Below are 12,627 nucleotides of genomic sequence, written 5' to 3' on the forward strand. Positions count from 1 at the left end.
CCTCGTTCTGTTTCGCGCCAGGTAAAAGACAAAGACAAAAAGGGAAGCCTGCTGGCTTCCCTTTACTTATCTTGCTTCCCCGCTGTCTCAGCCGGTCTGCCCTGACATGGATTTACCGCAAGGGCAAAAAAAAGGGAAGCCCGCAGGCTTCCCTTTTTATCATGCGAAATCGTCTCGCTTATGCGTCACGACGACGAGGTGCAGCAGCACCGTCTTCACGACGTGGACCACGACCGCCTTCACGGTTAAAGCTGCGTCCACCTTCACGACCACCTTCACGGCGCTCAGAAGAGAAACGACGGCCCTGACCTTCAGGACGAGGACCACGACGCTCGCCAGAACCTGAACGACGCTCACCACGGCCACCTTCATGCGGCTGTGCATCACCCAGCAGTTGCATATTCATCGGCTTGTTGAGAATACGCGTACGGGTAAAGTGCTGCAGGACATCGCCCGGCATGCCTTTCGGCAGTTCGATCGTCGAGTGCGTACCAAACAGTTTGATGTTACCGATGTAACGGCTGCTGATGTCGCCTTCGTTAGCAATCGCGCCAACGATGTGACGAACTTCAACACCGTCATCACGGCCCACTTCAATGCGATACAGCTGCATGTCGCCAACATCGCGACGCTCACGACGTGGACGATCGCCATCACGGCTGTCACGTGGACCACGGCTGTCGCGACGATCGTCACGCTCACGGAATTCGCGGCGCGGAGGACGCGGTGCGTCAGCAGGTACGATCAGCGGACGCTCACCCTGTGCCATTTTCAGCAGGGCGGCAGCCAGCGTTTCGATATCCAGCTCTTCTTCAGGCTGCATTTTGGTCAGCAGTGCACGGTACTGTTCCAGATCGCTGCTTTCCAGTTGCTGCTGAACTTTCGCGGCAAACTTAGCCAGACGACGCTGACCCAGCAGCTCTGCGTTTGGCAGCTCAACTTCCGGAATAGTCAGCTTCATGGTGCGTTCGATGTTGCGCAGCAGACGACGCTCGCGGTTCTCAACGAACAGCAGTGCGCGCCCCGCACGACCCGCACGACCCGTACGGCCAATACGGTGAACGTAAGATTCGGCGTCCATCGGGATATCGTAGTTAACAACCAGGCTGATACGCTCAACGTCCAGGCCACGAGCCGCAACGTCAGTCGCGATCAGGATGTCCAGACGACCATCTTTCAAACGCTCCAGCGTCTGCTCACGCAGGGCCTGGTTCATATCACCGTTCAGGGCCGCGCTGTTGTAACCGCTACGCTCCAGCGCTTCAGCGACTTCCAGAGTGGCATTTTTGGTACGAACAAAGATGATCGCCGCATCAAAATCTTCTGCTTCCAGGAAGCGAACCAGTGCATCGGTTTTACGGCCGTAAGCCGTCCAGTAGCTCTGGCTGATGTCAGGACGCGTTGTCAGGCTCGACTGAATACGCACTTCCTGCGGATCTTTCATGAAACGCTTGGTGATGCGACGAATCGCTTCTGGCATGGTGGCAGAGAACAGCGCGGTCTGATGACCTTCCGGGATCTGCGCCATGATGGTTTCAACGTCTTCGATGAAGCCCATACGTAACATTTCATCTGCTTCGTCCAGCACCAGACCACGCAGATTAGACAGATCTAACGTGCCACGCTTCAGGTGATCCAGCAGACGACCTGGGGTTCCCACAACAACCTGGGGTCCCTGGCGCAGAGCACGCAGCTGCACGTCATAACGCTGGCCACCGTAAAGGGCAACTACGTTCAGACCGCGCATGTGCTTAGAGAATTCGGTCATCGCTTCAGCAACCTGAACCGCCAGTTCGCGGGTCGGAGCCAGCACCAAAATTTGCGGTGCTTTAATAGTCGGATCAATGTTGTTTAACAGCGGCAGAGAGAACGCTGCCGTTTTACCACTCCCGGTCTGCGCCATGCCTAACACGTCACGGCCCGCCAACAGGTGAGGAATACACTCAGCCTGGATTGGGGATGGCTTTACGTAGCCCATGCCGTTCAGTGATTCAAGGATGTCGGCGTTCAGGCCAAGGTCTGCAAAAGTGGTTTGAATATCAGTCATGTAGTACACGTGCCTCGTTGATTGCGGCGGCCAGTCTACATAACTCGTCGTGAAAACTTTCAGTCATTTTCATCAAAAAGTGTGAACCGGCTCAAATTAGAAGTTTTGACGAACAGAAAAGCCCTCATCCCTGAAGATGATGACTTGACAGGTTTACAGGCAAAAAAGTTCGTCAGCTATTGCTGGTCAGATTCTGATAAATCGTCTTGTGCCTGGCCGAGTAGCGCCAGTTCCAACAATGCGTATCGGTGTTCAACAAAGTTATTCACGTTGTTGGCGACCGCCAGTTTGAACAACGCTTCTGCGTTGTCCTTCTCCCCCAGACTTAGGTAATACTTACCTAAATAGAAGTTGGTTTCACTGAGATGTTCAGCGAGCGAGGTGTTATCCGTTGCGTCCGCCTTGAGACGTTCCATCAGTGTTGCTTCGCTGATGTCGCCCAGGTAGAACTCGACAATATTCCATCCCCATTGGTCCTTAACCGCTTTGTCGTAACGCTGTTTAAGCGCCACTTTTGCTTTGGCTGCGTCCATCTTGCTTTCAACAAGATAGAGCCACAAGCTACGGAAAGGATCGTTAGGATCGTCTTGATAAAACGCCAGCAGATCATCTTGCGCTAACTTGTATCGACCACCGTAATAGAGGGCGATACCACGATTTAAATGCGCATAGTTGTAAGTTGGATCAAGCTCAAGTACAGAATCAAACGCTTCATAGGCGGCATCATAGTTGCCCGCCTGCGTTAAGTATATACCAAGATAGTTAAACACTTCTGGCATATCAGGTCTTATAGACAGCGCTTGCGAAAAATCGTTCCGCGCTAATGCCCTCAGACCCAAACTATCATACAACACTCCGCGCTCATATAACAGCTGTGCGCGTTCATCATCGGTAAGGGCTCGACTGGCAAGAATTTGTTCCATGCGAGCCAGAATCACTTCCTGCTGCAGTGTGGGCTGTAAAGGTACTGCAAGAACTTCGTTCTTACGCCAATTGGAGTTGCTGCATCCTGCCAGCGTCAAAGCTGTCGCAACAAAACACCAGCGCAAAAAAGGCTTCATTTCCCACTCCCGAATACAAACATTGGGACAACCGTCCTGTTATCCGCCTGCTGTGCACAAGGATTCCTGCCCTCGCGATGACACAAAAGCCTCCCCCTGCCAGGCAAGGAGAGGCAAATCAGGAAAGACTTATTCAGCGTCAGGTGCGCTCTCAGCTGCAACAGCCTCAGGCTTGGTTTCTGTCGCTTCTTTGATGCTCAGACGGACACGGCCCTGGCGATCCACTTCCATCACCTTCACCGGTACTTCCTGACCCATCTGCAGATAATCCGTCACTTTCTCAACGCGCTTATCAGCGATTTGTGAAATGTGCACCAGACCTTCTTTACCGCCGCCGATAGCAACGAAAGCACCGAAATCGACAATGCGCGTGACTTTACCGCTGTAAATGCGGCCCACTTCGATTTCAGCGGTGATCTCTTCGATGCGACGAATCGCTTCTTTCGCTTTCAGGCCATCAGTTGCCGCGATTTTCACCGTACCGTCATCTTCGATTTCGATGGTGGTGCCGGTTTCTTCGGTCAGCGCACGGATAACAGAACCGCCTTTACCGATCACATCTTTGATCTTATCTGAACTGATCTTGATGGTGTAAATGCGCGGTGCGAACTCAGAGATTTCCTGACGCGGCGTGCTGATAGCCTGCTCCATCACGCCCAGAATGTGCAGACGTGCACCTTTGGCCTGATTCAGCGCTACCTGCATGATCTCGCGGGTGATGCCTTCAATTTTGATGTCCATCTGCAGCGCGGTGATACCGTCACGGCTACCCGCCACTTTGAAGTCCATATCACCCAGGTGATCTTCATCACCCAGAATGTCAGACAGAACAACAAATTTGTCGTCTTCTTTTACCAGGCCCATCGCGATACCGGCAACAGACGCTTTAATAGGTACGCCCGCGTCCATCAGCGCCAGAGAAGCACCACAGACGGAAGCCATAGAAGATGAACCGTTTGATTCAGTGATTTCAGACACGACACGAACGGTGTAAGGGAAATCTTCCACTTTTGGCATTACGGCCAACACGCCGCGCTTCGCCAGACGACCGTGACCAATTTCACGACGCTTAGGCGAGCCCACCATACCGGTTTCACCTACTGAGTAGGGAGGGAAGTTGTAGTGGAACAGGAAGCTGTCGGTACGCTCACCCATCAGTTCATCCAGGTTCTGCGCATCGCGGGTGGTACCCAGCGTTGCGGTCACCAGCGCCTGTGTTTCACCACGGGTGAACAGGGCTGAACCATGGGTACGCGGCAGTACGCCGGTCCGCACGTCCAGACCACGAATCATGTCTTTTTCACGGCCATCGATACGCGGCTCGCCGTTCAGAATACGGGTACGAACAACCGTCTTCTCCAGGCTGTGCACGATATCACCGATTTCAGCCGCATCCAGGGATTCGTCTTCCGCCAGCAGCGCCGCGATGGTTTCGTCTTTGATGGCATCAACCTGGGCATAACGCGCTTGCTTGTCAGTGATACGGTACGCATCGCTGATACGCGCTTCAGCCAGGGCCGCGACACGTGAAATCAGTGCAGTATTGGCCGCTTCTGGCTGCCAGTCCCAACGCGGCTTGCCCGCTTCAGCGACCAGTGCATTAATGTTTTCAATCACCACCTGCTGCTGATCGTGGCCGAACACCACAGCACCCAGCATTTGTTCTTCAGACAGGATTTCTGCTTCAGATTCCACCATCAGAACGGCGTTCTGCGTACCTGCAACCACCAGATCCAGACGTGACGTTTTCAGTTCGTCAGCCGTTGGGTTCAGTACGTACTGGTCATTGATATAACCCACACGCGCCGCACCGATTGGGCCATTGAAAGGCAGACCCGACAGCGCCAGCGCGGCAGAGGCACCGATCATCGCAACGATGTCTGGGTGAACCTGTGGGTTGACCGAAACAACGGTCGCAATCACCTGAACTTCGTTAACGAACCCTTCCGGGAACAGAGGACGCACCGGACGGTCAATCAGACGTGAAATCAGCGTTTCACCTTCGCTTGGACGGCCTTCGCGACGGAAGAAGCTGCCCGGGATACGACCAGCAGCGTAAGTACGCTCCTGATAGTTAACGGTCAGTGGGAAGAAGTCCTGGCCTGGTTTGGTTTTTTTCTGGCCAACAACGGTGACAAAAACAGCGGTGTCATCCATGCTCACCATAACGGCGGCAGTCGCCTGGCGAGCCATCATGCCGGTTTCCAGCGTGACGGTATGTTGACCATATTGGAATTTGCGTACGATCGGATTAAGCAAAATCAAAGTCCTTAACATCGGGGCAGTGCTATCTTGAGCCTGCCATTAATTACCGATCTCCGTTGCATCCTCGCGACTAATGACAACCCTTAACCGCCCCTGCGGTAAAGCCTCTCATTAGCCGCGCGAACCTCTGCAAACAAAGATCACACCCAACAACAATACATGAGTTTGCTCAGGATTGCTGCGCATTGCTCGAAAAAAGGGGCCATAAAGGCCCCCTTTTCATGAAACTCGCACAAATCTGATCGCCAAAGGGGTTTTAGCACACATTTGTGGCATCCCGGACGATCCGATTTTAAGACTTAGCGACGCAGACCGAGGCTTTCGATCAGGCTGCTGTAGCGTGCAACGTCTTTACGCTTCAGGTAGTCCAGCAGCTTACGACGCTGAGATACCATGCGCAGCAGACCGCGGCGGCTGTGGTGGTCTTTTTTGTGCTCAGAGAAGTGGCCCTGCAGATGGCTGATCTGCGCGGTCAACAGTGCAACCTGAACTTCAGTTGAACCGCTGTCGTTAGCACCACGACCATATTTAGCAACGATCTCTGCTTTAGCTTCTACGCTTAGAGACATAATAAACTCCAGTTAAATGAATGTATGGGCGCCGATCTCTAATTCAGCATCCCGCTTTAAAGCCGCGCTATTCTACTCTTCGCCAGAAGGCAACGCAAATGCCCTTAATGAAAAGCGCACAACTTAATTCTGATACTCAACCACTAAACGGCGTGGAGCAATCCGGCCATCGTCGGCCACTTCTGCCATACCGATAAACTTGCGTGTTTCACCTTCGGTGACCCGAACCAGCCCCTGGTCAGGTGCCTGACTTGCATGCACCGGCTGGCCCTGTTTAAAGTAGGCCGCCACATCCGCTGACAGGTTGACCGCAGGAAAATCCGCAGCCGGACTGTCCATGGGCAGCAGCAGAGGATCGAGCTGTAACGCCAGATCGTCGCCTGAGGCGTTCGCCTCTGCCTGCAACGCCTGAAGCTGCTCCAGCGTGACCATTCTTTCGAAGGGATAGCGTGCTACCTGCAAACGACGCAGCATGATGACATGCGCACCGCAGCCCAGCTTTTCACCCAAATCGTCAATAATGGTACGGATGTACGTACCTTTAGAGCAGTGAATTTCCAGCTCAAGCTCATTGCCCTGCCAGCGAATAAACTGCAAGTCATACACGGTGATCGGCCGGGGCTCACGTTCGATAGTGATGCCTTCGCGGGCATATTCATACAGTTTCCGGCCCTGATGTTTCAATGCTGAAAACATCGACGGCACCTGCATAATGTCACCACGAAAACTGTCCAGTGCGGTATTCAGATCGGCCTGGGTAAAGGTCACGGGACGGGTTTGTACCCGGTTCCCGTCCGCATCGGAGGTATCGGTACGTTCACCTAACCGGGCAATCACGCGATAACGCTTATCGGAATCCAGCAGATACTGCGAGAACTTGGTGGCTTCACCCAGACAGATCGGCAACATGCCGGTTGCCAGCGGATCAAGTGCACCGGTGTGTCCTGCACGGTTAGCGTTAAAAATGCGCTTCACCTTCTGCAGAACATCGTTAGACGACATGCCTTGTGGCTTATCCAGCAACAAAACGCCATGGACGTCGCGACCGCGACGACGAGGACGACTCATTACGCCTCCTCGTCATCATCCGTGGTTTCTGGACCACGACGCTCAACGTCTTTTTTCACCACGTTAGTCACGAGGTTAGACATGCGCATCCCTTCAATCAACGAGTTATCGTAGAAGAAGGTCAGTTCAGGCACGATACGCAGGCGCATGGCTTTACCCAGCAGCGTACGGATATAACCCGAGGCTTCTTTCAACGCTTTCAGGCCATTTTTTACGGCTTCTTCATCTTGATCGTTGAGGAATGTCACAAACACTTTGGCGTAAGCGAGGTCACGTGACACCTCAACACCCGAAACGGTCACCATCATGCCAAGGCGTGGATCTTTAATCTCACGCTGCAGAATCATCGCAATCTCTTTTTGCAGCTCCTGTGATACACGCTGCGGACGGCCAAATTCTTTCGCCATTTTTATTTCTCCCAAATAATTCGGGAGGCCAGCGGCCTCCCAAATTGCATCATCAACGCCAGGACTTAAGCGATGGTGCGTTTAACTTCAATCACTTCGAAGACTTCGATCATATCGCCGACACGAACGTCATTATAGTTCTTCACGCCGATACCGCACTCCATGCCGTTACGCACTTCGTTAACGTCATCTTTAAAGCGACGCAGTGATTCAAGCTCACCTTCGTAGATCACCACGTTATCGCGCAGGACGCGGATTGGGTTGTGACGCTTGATGTTACCTTCCGTCACCATACAACCTGCGATAGCACCAAATTTCGGTGATTTGAACACGTCACGCACTTCAGCCAGACCGATGATCTGCTGTTTGTACTCTGGTGCCAGCATACCGCTCATTGCGGCTTTCACTTCGTCAATCAGGTTATAGATGACGGAGTAGTAACGCAGATCCAGGCTTTCAGCGTCGATGACGCGACGCGCAGATGCGTCAGCACGGACGTTAAAGCCAAGGATAATCGCGTTAGATGCGGCTGCCAGCGTCGCGTCGGTTTCGGTGATACCACCTACGCCTGAACCCACAATCTTCACCTTCACTTCGTCGGTGGAGAGTTTGAGCAGGGAGTCGGAGATCGCTTCCACAGAGCCCTGAACGTCGGCTTTCAGCACGATGTTCAGTTCAGATACTTCGCCTTCGGTCATGTTAGCAAACATGTTTTCCAGCTTAGATTTCTGCTGACGTGCCAGTTTCACTTCACGGAATTTGCCCTGACGATACAGTGCCACTTCACGGGCTTTCTTCTCGTCACGCACCACGGTCGCTTCATCACCTGCCGCCGGAACACCGGACAAGCCGAGGATCTCAACCGGGATAGACGGGCCCGCTTCCATGACTTCACGTCCCAGTTCGTCACGCATTGCACGAACACGGCCGTATTCGAAGCCACACAGAACGATATCGCCTTTGTTCAGCGTACCTTCGCGTACCAGAACGGTCGCAACCGGACCACGACCTTTGTCGAGGAACGATTCGATCACAACGCCGCTGGCCATACCGGCACGAATGGCCGTCAGCTCAAGCACTTCTGCCTGCAGCAGAATCGCGTTCAGCAGATCGTCAATACCGGTACCCGCTTTCGCAGAGACGTTGACGAACATGTTTTCGCCGCCCCACTCTTCCGGAATGATGCCGTACTGTGTCAGTTCATTTTTAACACGATCCGGATCGGCTTCTGGCTTATCGCACTTGTTGACAGCAACCACAACCGGCACTTTCGCGGCTTTGGCGTGCTGAATCGCTTCGATGGTTTGTGGCATCACACCATCATCTGCCGCCACCACGAGGATAACGATATCCGTTGCCTGCGCACCACGTGCACGCATCGCGGTAAACGCGGCGTGGCCCGGGGTATCCAGGAAGGTGATCATACCGTTGTCGGTTTCGACGTGATATGCACCGATGTGCTGTGTAATCCCGCCCGCTTCGCCAGAGGCGATTTTGGTCGAGCGGATATAATCCAGCAGTGAGGTTTTACCGTGGTCAACGTGGCCCATAATGGTCACGACCGGCGCACGCGCTTCCTGCGCTGCATCGGTATCACGATCGTCCATTACCGCTTCTTCCAGCTCGTTTTCACGACGAAGGGTCACCTTGTGGCCCATTTCTTCGGCAACCAGCTGTGCGGTTTCCTGGTCGATAACCTGGTTGATGGTCGCCATAGCGCCCATTTTCATCATCGCTTTGATGACCAGTGAACCTTTAACGGCCATTTTGTTAGCCAGTTCAGCAACGGTGATGGTTTCGCCAATCACCACATCGCGGTTAACCGCCTGTGCTGGCTTGTTGAAGCCCTGCTGCAGAGCGCTTGGCTTACGATGCTTACCACCTTTACCACCACGAACCTGCGCACGGGCTTCTTCGCGGTCGGTTTTGGCTTCTGAATGCTTGTTGCCTTTTTTCACCGGACGCGCGGCTTTAGCACTGCGCGTGCGGGCACGACCCGCTTCGACCTGACGATCATTCTCGTCTTCGGCCTGACGGGCATGTGTTGAGGTGGTGACGTGATAGTCGCCCTTATCCTCTTCTTCAGGCTTTTCCCATTCAGCCGCTTTTTCTTCGGCTAAACGGCGGGCTTCTTCCGCGGCGAGGCGGGCAGCCTCTTCCAGCTTACGACGCGCTTCTTCTTCCGCTTTACGCTTCAGTTCAGCGGCTTCAGCTTCACGACGTGCTTTATCGGACTGGGCGGCCTTGGTCACTTCGTCGGTAGGTTGATTAGTCACTTTCTCATTTTCCGCTGCTGCACGCTTAGCCTTTTCAGCGGCTTCGCGCCTGGCTTTCTCTTCGGCTTCACGTTGCGCTTTTTGTTCCGCTTCACGACGCGCCTGTTCAGCGGCCTCGCGTTGCGCCTGCTCTTCCGCTTCACGCTGCGCCTCGGCTTCTGCTTCTGCCTGAGCTTGCTCAGACTCTGCATCACCTTTTACATACGTGCGCTTTTTGCGGACTTCGATTTGCACCGATTTACTTTTACCCCCGGTGCCAGGAATATTCAAGGTACTACGCGTTTTGCGCTGCAGGGTCAGTTTGCCTGAACCGGCCTGACCATGCTTCAGGTGAGACAGTAAGGTTTCTTTCTCATGCTGGGTCACCGCATCATTTTCAGACTTTGGGATCCCCGCATCAGCAAACTGCTGTACCAGGCGATCGACCGAAGTCTGAATTTCTGCTGCCAGCGATTTTACGGTTACATCTGTCATGCTGTTCCTTCCTGTTATTACGCGTCATCGCCGAACCAGCAGATATTGCGTGCGGCCATAATCAGCGCGCCAGCTTGCTCATCAGTCAGCCCTTCAATATCAGTCAGATCGTCAACACCTTGCTCAGCAAGGTCTTCCAGCGTGCAAACGCCTTTGGATGCCAGGCGGAAAGCCAGTGCACGATCCAGACCCTCAAGATTCAAGAGGTCTTCTGCAGGTTCCTGATTCCCCAGGCTCTCTTCTTTAGCCAGTGCCAGGGTGGTTAACGCATTTTTTGCTCGTTCACGCAGGGCTTCAATGGTCTCTTCGTCGAGGCCGTCGATTTCCAACAGCTCGTTAATTGGCACATAGGCCAGTTCTTCCAACGATGAGAAGCCCTCTTCCACCAGAATGGTGGCGAACTCTTCGTCGATGTCGAGATGTTTAGTGAACATATCGATCGCTGCATGGGCTTCAGCCTGATGCTTCGCCTGCAGATCATCGACGGTCATCACGTTCAGCTCCCAGCCACTCAGCTGTGAAGCCAGACGCACGTTTTGGCCATTACGGCCGATCGCCTGGGCCAGATTGCCAGCCTCAACGGCGATATCCATCGTGTGGTTGTCTTCATCAACCACGATTGACGCCACATCAGCCGGAGCCATGGCGTTAATAACAAACTGTGCCGGGTTGTCGTCCCACAGCACGATATCGATACGCTCGCCGCCCAGTTCACTGGACACGGCCTGAACACGCGCACCGCGCATACCGACGCAGGCACCCACCGGATCAATACGTTTGTCGTTCGTTTTTACTGCAATTTTAGCGCGTGAACCCGGATCGCGGGCTGCGGCTTTAATTTCAAGCACTTCTTCGCCAATTTCTGGTACTTCAATGCGGAACAGTTCGATCAGCATTTCTGGCTTTGAGCGGGTCACAAACAGCTGTGCACCACGCGCTTCCGGGCGAACGGCATACAGAACACCACGAATACGGTCACCAGGGCGGAAGTTTTCGCGCGGCAGCATATCCTCACGCAGGATTACCGCTTCAGCATTGTTGCCCAGATCCAGTGAAATATTGTCACGATTAACTTTTTTCACCACGCCGGTGATAATTTCGCCTTCCTGCTCACGGAACTGATCCACGACCATTGCGCGCTCGGCTTCACGTACTTTTTGCACGATAACCTGTTTTGCGGTCTGGGTAGTAATGCGGTCAAAGGTGACAGATTCAATCTGATCTTCAACGTAGTCGCCCAGATTGAGGGACTCATCTTCGTAGCGAGCCGCATCCAGCGTGATCTCACGCGTTGGCTGAGTGACCTGCTCTACGATTTCCCAACGGCGGAACGTATCAAAGTCGCCACTTCTGCGGTCGATGCTGACGCGGACGTCAATTTCCTGCTCGTACTTTTTCTTGGTCGCAGTCGCCAGCGCGCTCTCCAGCGCTTCGAAGATTTTCTCACGCGGCAGGGCTTTTTCGTTAGAAACGGCTTCTACAACAGCTAAGATCTCTTTGTTCATCCTGGTTAGCCTCAATCCGGACTTTTAAAAGTGGGGGACCAGGTTCGCTTTCTGAATATTACTCAGCGCGAACACCTCGTCATTACCCTCAACGTTTACCGTTATCATCTCGCCTTCTACAGACTTGATGATTCCCTGCCATTTACGGCGGTTTTGAACGGCCATACGCAGCACCAGGCTCACCTCATCGCCGGTAAAGCGTGCATAATGTTCTGCAGTGAACAGAGGACGGTCGAGCCCCGGTGAGGACACTTCAAGGTGGTAAGGGACGGTGATGGGATCTTCCACATCCATCACGGCACTCACCTGGTGGCTGACGTCCGCGCAATCGTCAACATTGATGCCATCTTCACTGTCAATATAGATGCGCAGGGTTGATGTGCGACCACGAACGAATTCAATTCCGACCAGTTCGTAGCCGAGCGCTTCTACCGGAGCAGATACCAACTCTGTCAATTTTTGCTCTAATGTGGACAAGCCCACCCCCAAGACATAAAAAAAGGGCCTATAGCCCAGTATTACGATTCGCTAATAACAAAAAACCCCGAATAGTCGGGGCTTTTTATCACTGGACCCTGTATGCCGCATTGCGGCCCGGACGCCCATCCAAAAGAATTTTTTTCAAAATTCGCTGCTAATGCGCCCGTCGATGCATACAGTATATTTGAAAAAGAACTCTAAGGGAAAGTGGTTGCGGGGGCCGGATTTGAACCGACGACCTTCGGGTTATGAGCCCGACGAGCTACCAGGCTGCTCCACCCCGCGTCCGAAAACGTGGCGAATGTTACGCCGATCATGCATAAAATGCAAGTCTAACTATGATTTGGTACCGAGGACGGGACTTGAACCCGTAAGCCCTTTCGAGCACTACCACCTCAAGGTAGCGTGTCTACCAATTTCACCACCTCGGTACTGCACTGACTGCGACGCTGAACTGCCGCTTATGACGCTTAAC

10 protein-coding genes and 2 tRNA genes are annotated in these 12,627 nt (G+C 53.4%); all 12 read right to left on the reverse strand.

The genetic code is table 11. From position 1 onward, the window contains the following. Positions 1 to 178: 178 nt before the first annotated feature. Positions 179 to 2,047, reverse strand: a complete 1,869-nt coding sequence (locus GC087_RS20275; RefSeq protein WP_058702613.1) for a DEAD/DEAH family ATP-dependent RNA helicase — start codon at positions 2,045 to 2,047, stop codon at positions 179 to 181. After that, positions 2,040 to 2,120, reverse strand: coding sequence for a protein YrbN (gene yrbN / locus GC087_RS25855; protein WP_100208641.1), 81 nt, complete (start codon positions 2,118 to 2,120; stop codon positions 2,040 to 2,042). Before yrbN ends, GC087_RS20275 begins: the two co-directional genes overlap by 8 nt. Positions 2,121 to 2,223: 103 nt before the next feature. Beyond that, a complete protein-coding gene (gene nlpI / locus GC087_RS20280; protein WP_033739194.1) occupies positions 2,224 to 3,108 on the reverse strand; it encodes a lipoprotein NlpI in 885 nt (294 codons plus the stop codon). A 129-nt stretch (positions 3,109 to 3,237) separates the two neighbouring features. After that, positions 3,238 to 5,367, reverse strand: coding sequence for a polyribonucleotide nucleotidyltransferase (gene pnp / locus GC087_RS20285; RefSeq protein WP_006121767.1), 2,130 nt, complete (start codon positions 5,365 to 5,367; stop codon positions 3,238 to 3,240). A gap of 305 nt (positions 5,368 to 5,672) precedes the next feature. After that, positions 5,673 to 5,942, reverse strand: coding sequence for a 30S ribosomal protein S15 (gene rpsO / locus GC087_RS20290; protein ID WP_006121766.1), 270 nt, complete (start codon positions 5,940 to 5,942; stop codon positions 5,673 to 5,675). A 123-nt stretch (positions 5,943 to 6,065) separates the two neighbouring features. Further along, entirely contained in the window at positions 6,066 to 7,010 is a 945-nt protein-coding gene (gene truB / locus GC087_RS20295; protein WP_054634601.1) for a tRNA pseudouridine(55) synthase TruB, read from the reverse strand. Continuing rightward, positions 7,010 to 7,417, reverse strand: a complete 408-nt coding sequence (rbfA, locus tag GC087_RS20300) for a 30S ribosome-binding factor RbfA (RefSeq protein WP_006121764.1) — start codon at positions 7,415 to 7,417, stop codon at positions 7,010 to 7,012. Before rbfA ends, truB begins: the two co-directional genes overlap by 1 nt. 65 nt (positions 7,418 to 7,482) lie before the next feature. Next, positions 7,483 to 10,167 (reverse strand): translation initiation factor IF-2, encoded by a 2,685-nt coding sequence (infB, locus tag GC087_RS20305; protein ID WP_028723648.1) that lies wholly within the window; start codon positions 10,165 to 10,167, stop codon positions 7,483 to 7,485. A 17-nt stretch (positions 10,168 to 10,184) separates the two neighbouring features. After that, positions 10,185 to 11,672, reverse strand: coding sequence for a transcription termination factor NusA (gene nusA / locus GC087_RS20310; protein ID WP_006121762.1), 1,488 nt, complete (start codon positions 11,670 to 11,672; stop codon positions 10,185 to 10,187). A gap of 24 nt (positions 11,673 to 11,696) precedes the next feature. Beyond that, entirely contained in the window at positions 11,697 to 12,149 is a 453-nt protein-coding gene (gene rimP, locus GC087_RS20315) for a ribosome maturation factor RimP (RefSeq protein ID WP_006121761.1), read from the reverse strand. 211 nt (positions 12,150 to 12,360) lie between these two features. Then, positions 12,361 to 12,437: transfer RNA gene (locus GC087_RS20320), tRNA-Met, on the reverse strand. Positions 12,438 to 12,496: 59 nt separating this feature from the next. Further along, positions 12,497 to 12,583: transfer RNA gene (locus tag GC087_RS20325), tRNA-Leu, on the reverse strand. Positions 12,584 to 12,627: the final 44 nt, after the last annotated feature.

The sequence above is a fragment of the Pantoea sp. JZ2 genome (genome assembly GCF_035191405.1).
Taxonomy (GTDB): Bacteria; Pseudomonadota; Gammaproteobacteria; order Enterobacterales; family Enterobacteriaceae; genus Pantoea; species Pantoea stewartii.